The organism is Klebsiella sp. CB_Kp196 (assembly GCF_040061575.1).
In the GTDB taxonomy this organism is placed as follows: Bacteria; Pseudomonadota; Gammaproteobacteria; order Enterobacterales; family Enterobacteriaceae; genus Klebsiella; species Klebsiella michiganensis.
Window position 1 is genome coordinate 1 of record NZ_JBEAFH010000073.1, and the last position, 18961, is coordinate 18961.

The 18961-nt window shown below is 58.5% G+C and carries 11 protein-coding genes and 1 pseudogene; all 12 read left to right on the plus strand.

The window, feature by feature from the left end; translation table 11 throughout:
- Positions 1-1014 precede the first annotated feature (1014 nt).
- The 12 genes and pseudogenes from dppA (at position 1015) to ABLU87_RS25360 (ending at position 18802) form a co-directional block, all read left to right on the plus strand.
- Complete coding sequence (gene dppA, locus ABLU87_RS25305; RefSeq protein ID WP_004855324.1) at positions 1015-2622, plus strand: dipeptide ABC transporter periplasmic-binding protein DppA; 1608 nt, start codon at positions 1015-1017, stop codon at positions 2620-2622.
- Between the two features lie 107 nt (positions 2623-2729).
- On the plus strand, positions 2730-3749 hold the full coding sequence (dppB, locus tag ABLU87_RS25310; RefSeq protein ID WP_014227188.1) for a dipeptide ABC transporter permease DppB: 1020 nt from the start codon (positions 2730-2732) through the stop codon (positions 3747-3749).
- 9 nt (positions 3750-3758) lie between these two features.
- Complete coding sequence (dppC, locus tag ABLU87_RS25315) at positions 3759-4661, plus strand: dipeptide ABC transporter permease DppC (protein WP_025106797.1); 903 nt, start codon at positions 3759-3761, stop codon at positions 4659-4661.
- A 10-nt stretch (positions 4662-4671) separates the two neighbouring features.
- Positions 4672-5655, plus strand: coding sequence for a dipeptide ABC transporter ATP-binding protein (gene dppD, locus ABLU87_RS25320; RefSeq protein ID WP_004855320.1), 984 nt, complete (start codon positions 4672-4674; stop codon positions 5653-5655).
- Positions 5652-6665: a dipeptide ABC transporter ATP-binding subunit DppF gene (gene dppF, locus ABLU87_RS25325; RefSeq protein WP_014227185.1), complete on the plus strand. Its 1014-nt coding sequence runs from the start codon at positions 5652-5654 to the stop codon at positions 6663-6665. The genes dppD and dppF overlap by 4 nt, the downstream gene beginning before the upstream one ends.
- Positions 6666-7378: 713 nt before the next feature.
- Positions 7379-7957, plus strand: coding sequence for a cellulose biosynthesis protein BcsO (gene bcsO, locus ABLU87_RS25330; RefSeq protein ID WP_196942104.1), 579 nt, complete (start codon positions 7379-7381; stop codon positions 7955-7957).
- 1 nt (position 7958) lies between these two features.
- Positions 7959-8751 (plus strand): annotated as a pseudogene (gene bcsQ, locus ABLU87_RS25335) (cellulose biosynthesis protein BcsQ).
- A 20-nt stretch (positions 8752-8771) separates the two neighbouring features.
- Positions 8772-10883, plus strand: coding sequence for a UDP-forming cellulose synthase catalytic subunit (gene bcsA / locus ABLU87_RS25340; protein ID WP_014227182.1), 2112 nt, complete (start codon positions 8772-8774; stop codon positions 10881-10883).
- Entirely contained in the window at positions 10880-13267 is a 2388-nt protein-coding gene (gene bcsB, locus ABLU87_RS25345) for a cellulose biosynthesis cyclic di-GMP-binding regulatory protein BcsB (protein WP_122117112.1), read from the plus strand. Before bcsA ends, bcsB begins: the two co-directional genes overlap by 4 nt.
- Entirely contained in the window at positions 13264-17316 is a 4053-nt protein-coding gene (locus ABLU87_RS25350) for a cellulose biosynthesis protein BcsC (RefSeq protein WP_122117113.1), read from the plus strand. The genes bcsB and ABLU87_RS25350 overlap by 4 nt, the downstream gene beginning before the upstream one ends.
- Positions 17316-17792, plus strand: coding sequence for a cellulose biosynthesis protein BcsD (gene bcsD / locus ABLU87_RS25355; protein WP_025106801.1), 477 nt, complete (start codon positions 17316-17318; stop codon positions 17790-17792). The genes ABLU87_RS25350 and bcsD overlap by 1 nt, the downstream gene beginning before the upstream one ends.
- Positions 17793-17803: 11 nt before the next feature.
- Positions 17804-18802, plus strand: coding sequence for a glycosyl hydrolase family 8 (locus ABLU87_RS25360; protein WP_064357672.1), 999 nt, complete (start codon positions 17804-17806; stop codon positions 18800-18802).
- Positions 18803-18961 lie beyond the last annotated feature (159 nt).

Here is an 18961-nt window from a genome sequence, read left to right on the forward strand (position 1 = left end):
CGCCATCAGAGAGAACTGGCCGGTTCTTTCTGACGGAGTAATCATACAAGCCCGGACAGATGCGTAGCATCGCCTCCGGGAAATCCAGCCGCACCGCACACCGCTCCCGGGGGCGGCGCAAAGCGCCTTGCCCGGGCTACGGGGTCAGCGTTGTCTGCGGGCCGGTAGCCCGGACAGATGCGTAGCATCGCCTCCGGGAAATGCTGCCGTACTGCACACCGCTCCCGGGGGCGGCGCAAAGCGCCTTGCCCGGGCTACGGGTTCAGCGTTGTCTGCGGGCCGGTAGCCCGGACAGATGCGTCAGCATCGCCTCCGGGAAAATACGCTGCTTGCTAAGAGTGTAAGAAAACGCCTCCACCCTCATTTCCTGGCGCCAATTCCCTATTTTGTGACATCTTCCATTGTATTTTTTTATATATACTCCGATCTTTTTTCGCGAAGCTTATGGATAACTTCAGCATTTTCCGCTGTGCGTTTTAACGTTCACGCTATTTATCGCTCACATATTGGTCACATCGCAAGAAATTTTTACCATTTACCATAATTGCTTATCACTGGCTGCTGGAAAATATTAAGGCGTTTATTCTGTCTATTGGCCGCTAGCATAAATTTCTCTGCTGGAAATAGCGCTTTGCACTTTTTTTAATCTTTGCCCGCCAATTCTCACACCGGATGTAAAACCAGGTTGGCTGTATTGACGTTTCCCCATTCTGTTGACAGATTGTAGGGCATGAGGGGCATTTCATGGAGAATCCGTACTGCAACTCAGTCGTTTTTGTGAAAGGAATCCCCATCTCTCTCAACGCTTTCGGGCACCACCGACCGGACCGGGTATATTCTAAATAGTTCGAGCTGCGGGAAGGCGGCAAGCGTGAGAATCCCAAGGAGCATAGATGACTATGTGACCGGGGTTATCGAGCGCAGCCAACGCATCCGTAGTTCGCAATATGACGAATAAAAATAAATAAAGGTCTGGCGGATATATGCAAACAACATCACATTTGGAGCAGAATAATGAGTATTTCCTTGAAGAAATCAGGGATGCTGAAGCTTGGTCTGAGCCTGGTTGCCATGACCGTCGCAGCAAGCGTACAAGCGAAGACCCTGGTTTATTGTTCAGAAGGTTCGCCGGAAGGCTTTAACCCGCAGCTCTTCACCTCTGGTACCACCTATGACGCCAGCTCAGTGCCGATTTATAACCGCCTGGTGGAATTCAAAACCGGCACCACGGAAGTCATCCCGGGCCTGGCTGAAAAATGGGAAGTTAGCGAAGACGGGAAAACCTATACCTTCCATCTGCGTAAAGACGTGAAGTGGCAGGATAATAAAGATTTTAAACCGACCCGCACGCTGAACGCCGATGACGTTGTCTTCTCCTTCGACAGACAAAAAAATACCAATAACCCGTACCATAAAGTGTCTGGCGGCAGCTATGAATACTTTGAAGGGATGGGATTACCTGACCTGATTAGCGAAGTGAAGAAAGTGGACGATAACACCGTCCAGTTCGTGCTGACCCGTCCGGAATCGCCGTTCCTTGCCGATCTCGCCATGGACTTCGCCTCTATTCTGTCAAAAGAGTATGCCGACAACATGCTGAAAGCCGGTACGCCGGAGAAAGTGGACCTCAACCCAATCGGTACCGGCCCGTTCCAGCTGCTGCAGTACCAGAAAGACTCCCGTATTCTCTATAAAGCCTTCCCGGGCTACTGGGGCACCAAGCCGAAAATCGATCGCCTGGTCTTCTCCATTACCCCTGATGCTTCCGTGCGCTACGCTAAGCTGCAGAAAAACGAATGCCAGATTATGCCGTACCCGAACCCGGCAGATATCGCGCGCATGAAGGAAGACAAAAACATCACGCTGCTGGAACAGCCGGGCCTGAACGTCGGCTACCTCTCTTTCAACACCGAGAAGAAGCCGCTGGATGATGTCAAAGTTCGCCAGGCGCTGACCTACGCGGTCAACAAAGAAGCGATTATCAAGGCCGTTTACCAGGGCGCAGGCCAGGCCGCGAAGAACCTGATCCCGCCGACCATGTGGGGCTATAACGACGACGTTAAAGACTACACCTACGATCCAGAGAAAGCGAAAGCGCTGCTGAAAGAAGCAGGCCTGGAAAAAGGCTTCACCATCGACCTGTGGGCGATGCCGGTACAGCGTCCGTATAACCCGAACGCGCGCCGTATGGCTGAGATGATTCAGGCCGACTGGGCGAAAGTCGGCGTCCAGGCCAAGATCGTGACCTACGAGTGGGGTGAATACCTCAAGCGCGCGAAAGCGGGCGAGCATCAGACCGTCATGATGGGCTGGACCGGCGACAACGGGGATCCGGATAACTTCTTCGCCACCCTGTTCAGCTGCGCGGCGGCAAAAGACGGTTCTAACTACTCCCGCTGGTGCTACAAGCCGTTTGAAGACCTGATTCAGCCGGCTCGCGCCACCGATGACCACAACAAACGCATTGAGCTGTATAAGCAGGCTCAGGTCGTGATGCACGATCAGGCTCCGGCGCTGATCGTCGCCCACTCCACCGTCTATGAGCCGGTGCGTAAAGAGGTCAAAGGCTACGTGGTCGATCCATTAGGTAAACACCACTTCGATAACGTCTCTATCGAATAATAACAGCGTGTTTCCCCTCTCCCCGCCTTGGGGAGAGGGAATTGACATTTGTGAGCAATACAGACGTCCTGTCACCAGGCGGGCCGTCTCCAGAGAGAATCCGGGTTATGTTGCAGTTCATTCTCCGACGTTTGGGACTTGTCATCCCAACATTTATCGGTATTACCCTTCTCACTTTTGCCTTCGTTCATATGATCCCCGGCGACCCGGTGATGATTATGGCGGGCGAACGTGGTATTTCCCCTGAACGTCACGCGCAGCTGCTGGCCGAAATGGGCCTCGATAAACCGATGTGGCAGCAGTACGTCAACTATATTTGGGGCGTGATGCACGGCGATTTGGGCATCTCGCTGAAAAGCCGTATTCCCGTTTGGCAAGAGTTTGTACCGCGCTTTAAGGCCACGATGGAGCTGGGCGTCTGCGCGATGATTTTTGCCGTCATCGTCGGGATCCCGGTGGGCGTGCTGGCGGCGGTTAAACGCGGCTCTATCTTCGACCACACCTCCGTGGGCCTCGCGCTGACAGGCTACTCTATGCCCATCTTCTGGTGGGGCATGATGCTGATCATGCTGGTGTCGGTACAGCTTAACCTGACGCCGGTTTCCGGGCGCATCAGCGATACCGTCTTCCTTGACGATACCCTGCCGCTGACCGGATTTATGCTGATCGATACCGCGATTTGGGGCGAGCCGGGCGACTTTATTGATGCGGTAATGCATATGATCCTGCCCGCCGTGGTGCTGGGGACGATTCCCCTGGCGGTGATCGTGCGTATGACCCGTTCATCAATGCTGGAAGTGCTGGGCGAGGATTATATCCGTACCGCGCGCGCGAAAGGCCTGACGCGGATGCGGGTGATCATCGTTCATGCGTTGCGTAACGCGATGCTGCCGGTGGTCACGGTGATCGGTCTGCAGGTCGGTACGCTGCTGGCGGGGGCCATCCTGACCGAAACCATCTTCTCCTGGCCGGGCCTTGGCCGCTGGCTGATTGACGCGCTGCAGCGCCGCGACTATCCGGTGGTGCAGGGCGGGGTGCTGCTGGTGGCGACGATGATTATTCTCGTCAACCTGCTGGTCGACCTGTTGTACGGCGTGGTGAACCCGCGTATCCGGCATAAGAAGTAAGGGGCCATCATGTCACAAATTACTGAAAATAAAGTTGTCGCCGCGCCGGTGCCAATGACCCCTCTGCAGGAGTTCTGGCACTATTTTAAACGCAACAAAGGCGCCGTCGTGGGGCTGGCCTATGTCGTGGTGATGATTATCATCGCCATCTTCGCCAACTTCCTCGCGCCCTATAATCCGGCGGATCAGTTCCGCGATGCGCTGCTGGCTCCGCCGTTCTGGCAGGAGGGTGGCAGCGTGAGCCACCTGCTAGGCACCGATGACGTCGGCCGCGATATCCTGTCGCGCCTGATGTACGGCGCGCGCCTGTCGCTGCTGGTCGGCTGTCTGGTGGTGGTACTGTCGCTGATCCTCGGCGTGGTGCTCGGTCTTGTCTCGGGCTACTTTGGCGGCGTGGTTGACTCGGTCATTATGCGCGTTGTCGATATTATGCTGGCGCTGCCGAGTCTGCTGCTGGCGCTGGTGCTGGTAGCCATCTTCGGTCCGTCGATCGTCAATGCCTCGATAGCGCTGACCTTTGTCGCCCTGCCGCACTACGTGCGTCTGACCCGAGCGGCGGTGCTGGTAGAGGTAAACCGCGACTACGTAACCGCTTCCCGCGTGGCGGGGGCAGGCGCGATGCGTCAGATGTTCATCAACATTCTTCCTAACTGTCTTGCGCCGCTGATTGTTCAGGCGTCGCTGGGCTTCTCTAACGCCATTCTCGATATGGCCGCTCTTGGCTTCCTTGGCATGGGTGCGCAGCCGCCGACACCGGAGTGGGGCACGATGCTCTCCGACGTGCTGCAGTTCGCGCAGAGCGCCTGGTGGGTCGTCACCTTTCCGGGTGTCGCTATCCTGCTGACGGTGCTGGCATTTAACCTGATGGGTGACGGTCTGCGTGACGCGCTCGATCCCAAACTGAAGCAGTAAGAGGTTCGAGATGGCGTTATTAAATGTAGATAAACTCTCGGTGCACTTCGGCGACGAAGGGACGCCGTTCCGCGCCGTAGATCGCGTAAGCTACAGCGTAAATCAGGGCGAAGTGGTCGGTATCGTCGGCGAGTCCGGCTCGGGTAAATCGGTCAGCTCGCTGGCGATTATGGGGCTGATTGACTATCCCGGCCGGGTGATGGCTGAAAAGCTGGAGTTTAACGGTCGCGACCTGAAGCGCATTTCCGAAAAAGAGCGCCGCCAGCTGGTGGGCGCGGAAGTGGCGATGATCTTCCAGGACCCGATGACCAGCCTGAATCCGTGCTATACCGTCGGTTACCAGATTATGGAAGCCATTAAGGTGCACCAGGGCGGCAACAAGAAAACCCGCGTGCAGCGGGCGATTGACCTGCTGACGCTGGTGGGGATCCCCGATCCGGCTTCGCGTCTTGACGTCTATCCGCACCAGCTTTCCGGCGGTATGAGCCAGCGCGTGATGATTGCGATGGCCATCGCCTGTCGGCCAAAGCTGCTGATTGCCGATGAGCCCACGACGGCGCTGGACGTGACCATCCAGGCGCAGATCATCGAGCTGCTGCTGGAGCTGCAGCAGAAAGAGAATATGGCGCTGATCCTGATCACCCACGATCTGGCGCTGGTGGCCGAAGCGGCGCACAAAATCATCGTCATGTACGCGGGGCAGGTGGTGGAAACCGGCGATGCGAAGGATATCTTCCGCGCGCCTCGCCATCCCTATACGCAGGCGCTGCTGCGCGCGCTGCCGGAGTTCGCTCAGGATAAAGCGCGTCTTGCCTCGCTGCCGGGCGTGGTGCCGGGCAAATACGACCGTCCGAGCGGCTGTCTGCTCAACCCGCGCTGCCCCTATGCGACCGACAAATGCCGCAGCGAAGAACCTGAGCTGAACCTGCTTAACGGCGGTCGCCAGTCGAAATGTCATTACCCACTTGATGATGCCGGGAGGCCTGGGCTATGAGTACGCATGAGGCCACCACGCAACAGCCTCTGTTGCTGGCCACCGATTTGAAAAAATACTATCCGGTGAAGAAGGGGCTCTTCACGCCGGAACGCCTGGTCAAGGCGCTGGACGGCGTCTCGTTTACCCTTGAACGCGGTAAAACGCTGGCGGTAGTGGGGGAGTCCGGCTGCGGTAAATCCACGCTCGGTCGTTTGCTGACGATGATTGAAATCCCCACCGGCGGCGAGCTCTATTACCAGGGACAGGACCTGCTTAAGCACGATCCGCAGGCGCAGAAGCTGCGCCGGCAGAAAATCCAGATTGTGTTCCAGAACCCCTACGGTTCGCTAAACCCGCGTAAAAAGGTGGGGCAGATTCTGGAAGAGCCGCTGCAGATCAACACCAGCTTGAGCAAAGAGCAGCGCCGGGAGAAGGCGCTGGCGATGATGGCCAAAGTGGGCCTGAAAACCGAGCACTACGACCGCTATCCGCATATGTTCTCCGGCGGCCAGCGTCAGCGTATCGCCATTGCCCGCGGTCTGATGCTTGACCCGGACGTGGTGATCGCCGACGAACCGGTTTCCGCGCTGGACGTTTCGGTGCGCGCGCAGGTGCTGAACCTGATGATGGATTTACAGCAGGATCTGGGGCTTTCTTACGTCTTTATCTCCCACGATCTGTCGGTCGTGGAGCATATCGCTGATGAAGTGATGGTGATGTATTTAGGCCGCTGCGTGGAGAAAGGGACGAAAGATCAAATCTTCAACAACCCGCAGCATCCGTACACGCAGGCGCTGCTGTCGGCAACGCCGCGTCTGAATCCGGATGACCGCCGCGAGCGCATCAAGCTCACCGGCGAGCTGCCGAGCCCGCTGAATCCGCCGCCGGGCTGCGCGTTTAACGCCCGCTGCCGTCGCCGTTTCGGCCCATGCACCCAGCTTCAGCCGCAGCTGAAGGACTACGGCGGCCAGCTGGTAGCCTGCTTTGCGGTCGACCAGGATCAGAACGGCGAGAAGCCCCTGAGCTGATTCAGGCAATCGATAATCAAAGCCGAAGCCTGTGCTTCGGCTTTTTTTTAACCATAACTCAGCACTGTTGGAACAACCGACAACGAACAATACTGGCATTTTACGCCACAACCATTGCTATCTCGGGAGTCCGGGATAACTACATGAATGTATTTTACTTTATCTTGATTGTTTCTTTAGCCGGAGCAAATTAACAGCAAAAGCGATGCATAAAACTGTTCCTTGTTGTTCGGTCAACGCTTTATATTCCTGGTTTTTGGCTAACATCCTGAGCTATTTATTTTGGACGGGAACAATATTTTATTATTTTAATTAAGCGCGGTAAGTGATTTCTAAACGCCTTAAAAAATATTAAAATGTATTCTCTTTAGCCTTCCCCTGGCGTGTATTACGCCGTTTTTTAAAATTCAGACAGTATAAAAAACTACGATCTGCTAATAGCCTGGCAGGCTGCGGGGGGATTGACGGCGCAGCCGCCCAAAAAATGGGGCTATCATTTTGAAAAAGAACTGTTAGTGTAACCGCACTACCACTATGGAATTACACCAGCCTGACCTATCCAAAATAATCAAAACGCGACTAAAGTTAGCGTATTGTGACGGCCGTAACGCCGGGTAAATGCCCAAAAAACAACAAATTAAACTACGCTTTAGTGGCGTGGGATGACAATTAAAACAGATTAAATATGACGTATTTAAATCATGAGGTTATCTATGAACCATTATGATGATTTGCAGCGCTTCAAGGAAAAGACGCGGACACACAGTCTAAAATTCAAGGACCTCTCATCAGAAGCCGCCGCCGGTGAAAAAGGGGATTGGGTTATTCTCAATCAACTTATTCCGGCGGAGGAAGTGTCTTCTTTGGCCATGGGTGGGTCAGTTTCCTTACCTCTGCCGCAGCGGGTTCCTGCCGATATGTTTCACAAGGTGGAGCCTGCGGCCGTTCAGGCTCCCCCGGCGCCCTCTTTGGCTGCACCGTCCCTGATTATCCCGCCCTCCGCGCCGCAGCCCGCCCCCCTGACGGACATTGCTGCTGCGGCGGCCGTAGAGCCTGCGCTGCCGCAAAGCCTGGCAGCGGCTGCGCCCGCCCCCCAGCCGGCGGCTTCTCAGGCTGCTGCGCAGCCGGTACCGGTCAGCGTCCCTGCTCCGGCAGTCAGGCCTCGTCCGGCGGCCGCGCCGACGACGGAGGGTTTTGCCCATCTTTTTGCGGCCAAAACCGCGGAGCCGGTAGCAAAAGATAAAGATCAGTCACTGAAATCACTCCTGGAGAGGATTGCGACATGCCGTTGATCTGCGTGTGTTCACCGAAAGGCGGCGTAGGAAAAACGACCCTGGCGGCAAATCTGGCCTGGGCGCTGGCCCGCGCAGGCAGTAAAGTTCTGGCCCTCGATTTTGATGTGCAGAACGCCCTGCGCCTGCATTTTGGCGTCCCCCTCAGCGACGAGCGCGGCTATGTCGCGAAAGCGCTGGAGCTCCATGACTGGAGCCAGTGCGTATTAAGCGCCGGCAGCAATATCTTCGTCTTGCCCTACGGCGACGTGAGCGACGCGCAGCGGCAGGCCTTCGATGAACGCCTGAGCCATGACGAGCATTTCCTGACCCGTGGCCTGGCGGCATTACTCAATTATCCGGGGCTGATTACGATTGCCGACCTGCCGCCGGGCCCTTCGCCCGCGCTAAAGGCGCTCACTTCGCTTGCCGATATGCATCTGGTACCGCTGCTGGCGGATACCGCCTCGACGTCCGCGCTGGCGCACGTCGAAAAGCAGCGTCTGACCGGGGGCGAACTCAACCATAAACTCGGACACTATTTTGTGATTAACCAGAGCGATAACCGTCGCCAGGTCAGTCGCGATGTTACGGCGTTAATGGAAGAAAAGCTGGGCGATCGTCTGCTGGGCATCATCCATCGTGATGAAAGCGTGGTGGAAGCTAATGCTTCCCAGAAGTCGATCCTGGACTTTAACTCCTCCTCCGCAGCCGCCTTTGATATTGAAATTATTGCCAAAAAAATCTCTGCGCAGTTGGGTATCAATATTGGTGACGGCAAGGTGCATAGCCAGCCTCGCAGGTCAGGGCTTTAATTTAATTGCAGGGCTGCTGAATGAAAAAGACGCTTTTCTGGTTGCTGGTACTGGTACTTTCGCCCATTGCCGTGCTGGTGGTGATCACGCCGATGGACAGCCAAAAGCAGTATATTTTTGGCCTCCTGAGCATCGGTATTCTCTTTGTGATGGGGTTCAGTAAAAACCGCAGCGTTTCCGTCATCATGGTGGTGACATCGCTGCTGATGTCGACCCGTTATATGTATTTCCGTTTAACGCAGACCCTGCATTTTAACTCCACCATCGAAGCGATTCTGGGGATGGGGCTGTTTCTGGCGGAAGTCTATATCTGGGTAATGCTGCTGCTTAACTACCTGCAAACGGTCTGGCCGCTAAAGCGTGAAATTGTCCCGCTGCCGGATGATATGAGCAAATGGCCGACGGTGGATATCTATATTCCCAGCTATAACGAACCGCTTGAGGTGGTGCGTGATACGGTGCTGGCTGCGCAGTGTATTGATTATCCAAAAGATAAATTAAAAATCTATTTGCTGGATGACGGTAAGCGCAATGAATTCGCGGTATTCGCCGCCGACGTTGGGGTTGGGTATATCACCCGTAACGATAACAAACACGCCAAGGCGGGCAACCTCAACCACGCGATGACGTTGACCCACGGCGAGCTTATCTGCGTTTTTGATTGCGACCACGTGGCAACCCGCGTCTTTTTGCAGGCGACGGTGGGCGGATTCCTCAACGATCCGATGCTGGCGCTGGTGCAGACGCCGCACTACTTCTATTCGCCGGACCCTTTTGAGCGCAACCTCTCCGTGGGCCGCAATATTCCTAACGAAGGGATGCTGTTTTATGGCCCGATTCAGCAGGGGAACGACAACTGGAACGCGACCTTTTTCTGCGGCTCCTGCGCCGTCATTCGCCGCGCCGCGCTGGAACAGATCGGCGGCTTTGCGGTAGAGACCGTGACCGAAGATGCCCATACCGCGCTGAAGTTCCAGCGCCTGGGCTGGAAGTCGGCGTTCCTTGATATTCCTCTGGCGGCCGGCTTAGCCACCGAACGTCTGGTGGTGCACGTGATTCAGCGTACCCGCTGGGCGCGCGGGATGACGCAAATATTCCGTCTGGATAACCCGCTACTGGGCCGTGGGCTGACGTTCCAGCAGCGCCTGTGCTATCTCAGCGCCATGCTCTATTATCAGTTCGCCCTGCCGCGGGTGGTCTTTGTCACCGCACCGCTGGCCTACCTGCTGTTTAACCTGAATATCATCTACTCCTCGGCCAGCCTGATTGTCTCCTACGCGCTGCCGCATCTGTTCCTCGCGATCTATGTCGGCTCGCGCATGAACGGCCGCTATCGTTACAGCTTCTGGGGCGAAATCTACGATATCGTGCTGGCGTTCCACCTGGTGCTGCCGACGCTGGTGACCATGATTTTCCCCAAACGCGGGAAATTCAACGTGACCGATAAAGGCGGCCTGCTGGACGTGGGCTACTTCGACTTTACCGTCGTCAGACCGCACCTGGTCGTCGCCTGTCTGCTGGGCCTGGGGGTGGTGGTCGGTATCGTCCGCGCTATCGGTCACGACTACTTTGGCTCAGACCCGAACGTTATCGCGCTGAACGTCGGCTGGGGGATTTACAGCCTGATCTTCCTGCTGGCCGCCATTGCCGTGGCGCGCGAAACCCGTCAGGTGCGAAAAACGATTCGTATTGATGTCGATATTCCGGTACTGATCCACTACACCAGCGGCATTGTCTCCCGCAGCCACACTGCGGACCTGTCCATGGGCGGCTGCCGCGTAAGCGCGCCGGATAAGCGTCACCTGCAGGATGAAATCGAAGAGATTGAGCTGATTCTCCAGTCCGGCGCGATTTCGATCCCGGTGCGCCAGGTCACCGCTGACGACCAGTTTATTCGTCTGCAATTTGATGAAAATATTCAGCTCTCCCGCCGCCGCGAGCTGGTGCGCGTGGTGCTGGCCCGCGCCGATGCGTGGATTAACCCGCCGCGCCCGCAGGACAACCCGTTCCGCTCTTTTGCCACCATTTTGCGCTGCGTATTCGAACTGTTCTGGCTGACGTGGAAGACGCGCCGTAGCCAGCGTCGTCAGCCGCCTGCGGCGAATCCCGCGCAGGAGGACGGCAGCCTATGAAACGTTTAACGACGCTTGCGCTGCTGGCCGGTATGCTCTCTGCGCCAGCGCTGCATAGCGAGGAAACGCCCTCTGACGCATTGCCGCCGCTTAATTTTCCGCTACCTGATGCGCCTGCCAGCGAAGCGAATTCGCCCGCCACGACGGAGCCCGCGCCGGCAAACGTCCCTCAGCCGGCTTCGCTACCCGCGATGCCGTCGCCGGTTGCTTCCGGGGTCGCTGATACGGTGCCGCTAACGCCGATTGTCGGCGGAGACCTGAACCTCACGCAGATGGGCATGCCGGACGGCATCATCCTTAGCGGTGGACAAAACCAGGGCGGCGCCAGCTTTACGCTGCCCTCCGATCAGGTGGTCACCCATGCCCAGCTGATGCTGGATGTTAAGGTCTCGCCGGAGATGGCGTCCCGCAACGCCACGCTGCAGTTAATGCTCAACGGCCAGCCGCTCGGCACGCTACCGCTGGGCGTGGACGGCGAGGAGATCTCGCACTATCAGCTGGATATTCCGGCGGCGCTGATGGTCTCCAGCAACAACCTGAGCTTTAAGATTAACGACGGCGATGCAATGCAGTGCCGGCTCGATATTCACGACACCTCGCGGGTGACCATTTTGCCCGCCTCCCACTTTAGCTGGGAGAGCCAGCAGCTTAATATCAGCAACGATTTAGGCCATTTCCCGCGCCCGTTTTTCGACAGCATGCAGATGACGCCGGCGGATATCGCTATCGCGTATCCGGAGAAACCAACGGCGGATATTTTCAGCGCTGCGGTGCTGGTATCGTCATGGCTGGGTATTCAGGCCGATTATCGCGGTATCGCTTTTGACGCGCTGCGCGATCGCCTGCCCGAGAAGCACGGTATTATCATCGGCCACCCCGGCGATCGGGTGGGCGGCCTGACGCTGCCGCAAACCGACAAGCCGCTGCTGCGGATCGTTGAGAACCCCGGCAATCCGGCCTATAAGCTGCTGCTCATCGTCGGCCAGAACGACGCGGCGCTGCGGATGGCCGCCTGGCGACTGACCCGCGGCGATTTCGCCCCGCAGATGGCCAGCATGGATGTTGATCCGCAGACGATAGCCGTCAGCAAGCCGTACGACGCCCCGCGCTGGATCGCCACCGATCGGCCGGTAAAAATTAGCGAGCTGATCCGCCAGGATCAAAGTATGACCGTCAGCGGCGTATGGCATGAACCGCTGCGCGTGGCCTTCCGCGCCGCGCCGGACCTCTACCTGTGGGATGGCGAAACCATCCCCCTGCAGATCGGCTACCGTTTCCCGTCGGAGAGCTGGATTAACGAGGATAAGTCGCTGCTGAGCGTGACGCTCAACAACACCTTCCTCAACAACCTGCCGATGAATAAACAGGGTCCGCTGGAGAAGCTCTGGCGTCACCTGGGCGGCGACGCGCGTCAGGAGCGTTTCACTATCCCGCTGGCGCCGTATCTGATTTACGGCGATAACCAGCTCTCGCTCTATTTCAATCTGGTGCCGAAGGACAGCGCGCCCTGTTCGGTCCTGCTGAACAGCACGATTAAAAGCCGCATCACCGACGACTCGTGGATCGATTTGAGCGGTACGCGGCACTTCTCGCTGTTGCCGAATCTTTCCTATTTTGTCGGCGCGTCGTTCCCGTTCTCCCGGTTGGCGGATTATTCGCAAACCACGCTGCTGCTGCCGGAACAGCCTTCGGAAACGCAGGTCGCGACGATGCTGAATCTGGCCGCCCGTTCGGGTAATTCGACCGGGAAAGCGCTGGCCAATAACCGCGTGATGCTGGGCGTTCCTGACGACGGCGCGAATGCGCTGTTTCTGCGCGATCGCGATGTCCTGGCGGTGAGCGCCCTCGATCAGAAAGCGTTTAATCAGCGCCTGCTGGCCGATTCTCCCTATCAACCGGTCGATAACCTGCTGAGCGTACGTGAACCGGCGCTATGGACAAAAATTCAGCGCAGGCTGAGCGGCGACTGGGCCTCCGACGGCGTGGATGCCGATCGCTATTTCTCTTCCAGCAGCGCCTGGCGCGGGTTTATTAGCTATCGCTCGCCGTGGAACCCGCAGCGGGTGGTCGTGGTGGCGATGGCCAGCAGCGACGATCAGCTGGCGAAACTGGAAGACGATCTTAATTCACCGCGCATCAATGCCGGTATTCGCGGCGATACGGCGGTGATTACCAGCGATAACGGCGTGCGTAGTTTCCAGGTCAGTACGCCGTTCCCCAGCGGCCAGATGCCGTGGTACATGATGGCGGTGTGGTATGCCAACCAGCACTCCGGCCTGCTGGCGGTGCTGGGGTTAATCGCCACGTCCATTCTGGGTCTGGCGCTGACCGCGATGTTCAAACGTCATGCCCGCAAGCGCCTGGAGTCGGGAGATAGCCAATGAAAAGAGCCGGTAAAATGAATACGAAGGCGGCCCGTCAATTTTCCACGCTGTGCCTGTCCGGCGCGCTGACGCTTGGCGCCTTCGGCGAGGCGCAGGCGGCGGGTAACGATGCGGCGCTGCAGGCGCTGTTTGCGCAGGCCAACTACTGGCACGAAAAATCGCACGACGAGCTGGCGATGGAATCGCTGCAAAAAGTGTTATCGGTGGATGCCAACAACGCTCAGGCGCTGTATCTGATGGCGCTGTGGGCGCAGCAGGGGGGCAACCTGCAGGCCGCGGCCCAGTGGCGGGCGCGACTGGAGAAAGCGGCGCCCAACAGTCCCGGCCTGCAGGATCTGGATAGCGCCAAAAAAATGGCGCAGGTCCCGCAGGGGCAGCTCAACCTGGCCAGACAGCAGGCGCGCAGCGGCAACGTGCCTGCCGCGCTGGCGACCTGGCGGAGTATGTTCAACGGCAGCGTTCCGCCTTCCGGACTGGCGGCGGAATACTACATGACGATGGCCAGCGACAAATCGCTCTATCCGCAGGCGTTGAGCGAACTGCGTCAGTACGTCGCTCAGCATCCGCAGGAGAACGGGCCGCGCGTGGCCCTGGGCAAGGCGCTGACCTGGCGCGAAGAGACCCGCCGGGAAGGGATCGCCATGCTGGAGCCGATGGCCAGCGGCAGCAAAGAAGCCGATGCGGGACTGCGTCAGGCGCTGCTGTGGATGGGGCCGCAGCCGGGAGATGAGCCGTTTTACGATACCTGGATGCAGCGCCACCCGCAGGATAGCGAAGTGCAGAACTACTTCCGCGAACGGCGCAGCGGCCAGGCGCGCGGTCAGGGTTACGCTGACCTGAACAGCGGCAATACCGCCGCGGCGAAGCAGCAGTTTGAACAGGTCCTGCAAACCAATCCGCAGGATGCTGACGCGCTTGCCGGGATGGGCTATATCGCCCAGCGCAGCGGCGATTTTCAGGCGGCCTCTCAGTATTTGGGCCGGGCGGCGGATCTCGGCGGCGAGGGCTCTGAAACCCGGCGTCAGCAGGCAGGGGATGCGCTGTTTTACGGCCAGCTTGCTCAGGCGCAGCAGGCCTATAAGCAAGGCAACATTAGCCAGGCGCTGGCGCTCTCCGCGCCGCTGGCGCAGCAGAGCGGGACGCAGGGCTCGGCGGCGAAGCTGTTCCGCGCCGACGTTCTGCGCCACAACAAAGACCTGCCCCAGGCCGAACAAACGCTGCGGGCGCTGCTCAACGAGCAGCCGCAAAATGGCCCCGCCCGGGAGAATCTCTATTACGTTCTGCGTGAACAGAATAAAACCGCAGAAGCCCAGTCGTTGCTGCGAACGCTGCCGGAAAGCCTGCAGCAAAAGCTGCAGCCGCGCGTGGTCACCGGGACGCCGGGAGACTCCCTGCGTCGACAGGCCCAGGAGCAAGCCAGCGGCGGTAACGTGTCCGGGGCGATCGCCACGCTGCGCCAGGGCGTTTCTCGCTATCCGGACGATGCGTGGATGCGCCTCGATCTGGCCCGACTGCTGCAAAAATCCGGCAACGACGGCGAGGCGAACGCGATTATGGGCGCCGCGTATCGTCCCGGCGCCAGCAGCAGCTCGCTGTACGCCGCCGCCCTTTTCGCCAGCGAGAACGGCGGCTGGCAGCAGGCGCAAACGCTGCTGGCAAGAATTCCCCCCGCCAGCCAGACCAGCCAGATGCGCGATTTGCACCAGCGGGTGAACTACAACCTGCAGCTGGCGACGGCCGAGGGGTATCTGGCGCAGGGTAATTCCGTCGCGGCGTCCAATACGCTGAGGGCGATGGCCGCGACGCCGCCAAAAGCCCCGGCGGATGTCGGTAAACTGGCGCGCCTGCTGGCCCAGAGCGGCGATGTCACTACCGCGGTATCGCTGGTGCGTAACAATATTAACGGCGGCATCTCCGGCAACGCCGGGGATTACGCCGATCAGGTGACGGTGCTTAACCAGGCTGGCCTGACCAACGAAGCGCAGAGGCTGCTCACCAACCCGCAGCTGCAGGCAAGCAGTACGCCGACGCAGCTGGCCAGCATTCGCAACGGCTATGTGATTAACGACGCGGATCGCCTGCGCGAGCAGGGTAACTACGCGGCGGCGTATGACAAGCTGATGGGCGCCATGCAGAGCGACCCGCAAAATACCGACCTGATGTTCGCCATGGCGCGTCTCTATCAGAGCGGCAAAATGAATAAAGAGGCCGGGGTCGTCTATGACTACCTGATGACCCGCGATACGCCGACCCAGGACGCGCGCAGCGGGGCTATTGATGTCGCGCTGTCGGCGGGCGATAACGACCGGGCGGCGCAGCTGGCAGGCGGGCTGCGCCCGGATAATTCGCCGGACCGTTTGCTGCTGCTGGCGCGCGTGGCCGAATCGCAGGGCCATCATCAGCAGGCGATGACCTATCTGCGCAGCGCTCGCGGCAGGCTGCTGGGGTTACAGAGCAGCAACGGTACGCAAACGCCGACCGTGGGCGGCGTGCTGGCGGCGGATAATCCGTTCGTCGGCGTCTCGCGCACGCCGGCGGCGACGCGTACCGCTTCCACCTACGGGCAATATATGCCGTGGCAGGTTTCTCAGGTATCGACGGGCGATGGCAGCACGCTGCCGGGGATCCAGCGCACCGATCTGCCGGTCGAAACCGCGCAGACCCGGATGCTGCGCCAGGTGGATACCATGATGGAGACGTTGCAGGAAAAAACCGGGACCTGGCTGCAGGGGGGCATGGAGGTTCGCGGCCGCGATGGCGAATCCGGCACCAGCAAGCTGACCGAAATCAAAACCCCGCTGACCTGGTCCTCTTCGCCGTTCGGTGATTCGCGTTTCGACTTTACCGTGACGCCGATTACGTTGAACGCAGGGACGGCAACCGGGGACGCCTGGCGGCGCTATGGCGCGAATCCGCTATCAAACGCGGTCTCCAATATGATCTCCACCGCCACCAGCGAGCAGGCGGCGATTGCGGCGATGACCGATACCGAGCGCACGACGTACTTTGCCAACAATCCGGGGGCGGAGACCTTGAGCGGTCTCGGCACGCTGAATGCTTCAGACTTTAACGCCACCACCAGCAGCGGCATGGAGAATCTGGCGAAGCTGGGCGCTTACGATTCCGGGCAGGTCGCCAGCTATCTGGCTTCTTCAAATCTGAAACCTAACGTTGATCGGGCCAGCGGCTCAACCGATTCGCAAAAAGCCAACGGCGTGGCGCTGGCGCTGGCGCTGAGCGGCGACGAATATCGCGTCGATATCGGCAGCACGCCGCTGGGTCAGGATCTGAATACCGTTGTGGGCGGCGTGAAGTGGTCGCCGAAGCTGACTAACTATCTGTCGCTGATTTTTACCGGCGAGCGTCGTTCGCTGACCGACAGCCTGCTCTCCTGGGTGGGGCTGAAGGATTCCTACTCCGGCAAAACCTGGGGTCAGGTGACCAAAAACGGCGGTACCCTGCAGCTCAGCTATGACGACGGCGATGCCGGTTTCTACGTCGGCGGCGGGGGCTATAGCTACCTGGGACAAAACGTCGCCAGCAATACCAGCATCAACGCCAACGCCGGGGTTTATCTGCGGCCTTACCACGATGAGTATCGTCAGCTGCAGACCGGGCTGAGTATGAGCTACATGGATTACTCGAAAAACCTGAGCTACTTCACCTACGGACAAGGGGGCTACTTCAGCCCGCAGAACTACGTCAGCGTGTCGCTGCCGGTAAGCCTGACGGAGAAATATGATAACTGGACGATGAAGCTTGGCGGTTCGGTGGGGTATCAATCTTACAGCCAGGATAAGAGCGCCTATTTCCCGACCAACGCCGAGTGGCAGCAAACGCTCGAGACCGCTGTGAGCAACGGTTTTGCCAAAGAGGCCTACTATTCAGCCACCTCGAAGAGCGGCATCGGCTATACCCTGCGCGCCGGCGCGGATTACAAAGTCAATAAACAGATGACGCTCGGCGGCCAGGTGGGTTATGACACCTTCGGCGATTACAACGAGAGCACCGCCGGCCTCTATATCCGCTACATGCTGGGAGATCGCTGATCGTGACGGACAATAATAATGCGCTGGTAATGGCATGGTTTCAGCAGCAGCAAACCCCTGCCGGGTGGTTCGATCTGCTGCTGATTATGGTTGATGGCATGGTCAATAACGCGGGCGAGCTGGAGAGCCAGCCCTTTCTGCGGCAAATGGGCGAGGCGCTGGCCGATGAGCATCCGCTACCGGAGTCGGAAACGCTCGGTGAGCTGGAAGCCAATATGAATGCGCAGCTAAGCCGGTTTCAGTGGGGCGTAGTGAGCGTTGAGGTTAGCGATGACGGCCTGCGGTTACGCCATCAGGCGCTGCCGGTGAGCCGCGATGAAGCGCGCCGCGTCCGCTGGTGTAATGCGTTTTGTGCCATACTCGAGGGGCTTTATTCCCGCTGGCTACAGGGACAGGGCGGCGCGGCGCACGTGGTGTTACAGCGCGAGCGGCTGTTTTCGGTCTCTGACGTTCAGTTTCTTTACTTCCATCCCTGAAGGGTGAATTTATGTCCTTGCGTGCTTTAGCGACAGTCGTGGTGACGACGGTGATGATGCTTCCCCACGCGTGGGCCGATACGGCGTGGGAAAGCTATAAATCGCGTTTTATGATGCCGGACGGACGCATTATTGATACCGGCAACGGCAACGTCTCCCATACCGAAGGGCAAGGTTTTGCCATGCTGTTAGCGGTGGCTAATAACGATCGCCCCGCCTTTGACAAGCTATGGCAGTGGACCGATAAAACCCTACGTAACAAAGATAACGGGTTGTTTTACTGGCGCTATAACCCGGTGGCGCCCAATCCGGTGGCGGACAAAAACGATGCCACCGATGGTGATACCCTGATTGCCTGGGCGCTGCTGCGCGCGCAGCAGCAGTGGCATGAAAAATCCTACGGCAGCGCGTCGGATGCGATAACCGCTTCGCTCCTGAAGTCTACGGTGGTCACGTTTGCCGGTCGTCAGGTGATGCTTCCGGGCGCAAAGGGATTCTATCTCAACGACCACCTGAATCTTAACCCCTCCTACTTTATCTTTCCGGCGTGGCAGGCCTTCGCCGCGCGTACGCATCTAACCGCCTGGAGAAAGCTGCAGAGCGATGGCCAGGCGCTGCTGGGAAACATGGCGTGGGGGAAATCGCAGCTTCCCAGCGACTGGGTGGCCTTAAGAGCGGACGGTAAGATGGAGCCGGCAAAAGAGTGGCCGACGCGAATGAGCTTCGATGCGATCCGTATTCCGCTGTATGTCTACTGGAGTGACCCGAAAAGCAGCCTGCTGACGCCGTGGAAAAACTGGTTCCAGTGCTATCCGCGTCTGCAGACGCCGGCGTGGATAAACGTGAATACCGATGAAGTGGCGCCGTGGTTTATGACCGGCGGGCTGCTGGCGGTACGCGATTTAACCCTTGGCGAAGCGCAGGCCGATCCGCAGATTACGCCCCAGGACGACTATTACTCCGCCAGCCTGAAGCTGCTGGTATGGCTGGCAAATAAAGACCAGGCGTAAACTATGGAATGCGCCTCGAATAACGCAGTCGAGCCGGGTGCTGAAATCTGAAGGGCGCCGTAGAATCGTCGGCAAGCCGGGCTTGCCCGGTGAGGCGCAATGTTGCGGGGGCTTGAACCCCGGCGGCAGAGATGAATTGGTTGCTGGAAAGAGAAAACC

Coding starts and splice junctions, on each gene's coding strand:
- dppA (WP_004855324.1), top strand. CDS start 1,015: ATGAGTATTTCCTTGAAGAAATCAGGGATGCTGAAGCTTGGTCTGAGC.
- dppB (WP_014227188.1), top strand. CDS start 2,730: ATGTTGCAGTTCATTCTCCGACGTTTGGGACTTGTCATCCCAACATTT.
- dppC (WP_025106797.1), top strand. CDS start 3,759: ATGTCACAAATTACTGAAAATAAAGTTGTCGCCGCGCCGGTGCCAATG.
- dppD (WP_004855320.1), top strand. CDS start 4,672: ATGGCGTTATTAAATGTAGATAAACTCTCGGTGCACTTCGGCGACGAA.
- dppF (WP_014227185.1), top strand. CDS start 5,652: ATGAGTACGCATGAGGCCACCACGCAACAGCCTCTGTTGCTGGCCACC.
- bcsO (WP_196942104.1), top strand. CDS start 7,379: ATGAACCATTATGATGATTTGCAGCGCTTCAAGGAAAAGACGCGGACA.
- bcsA (WP_014227182.1), top strand. CDS start 8,772: ATGAAAAAGACGCTTTTCTGGTTGCTGGTACTGGTACTTTCGCCCATT.
- bcsB (WP_122117112.1), top strand. CDS start 10,880: ATGAAACGTTTAACGACGCTTGCGCTGCTGGCCGGTATGCTCTCTGCG.
- ABLU87_RS25350 (WP_122117113.1), top strand. CDS start 13,264: ATGAAAAGAGCCGGTAAAATGAATACGAAGGCGGCCCGTCAATTTTCC.
- ABLU87_RS25360 (WP_064357672.1), top strand. CDS start 17,804: ATGTCCTTGCGTGCTTTAGCGACAGTCGTGGTGACGACGGTGATGATG.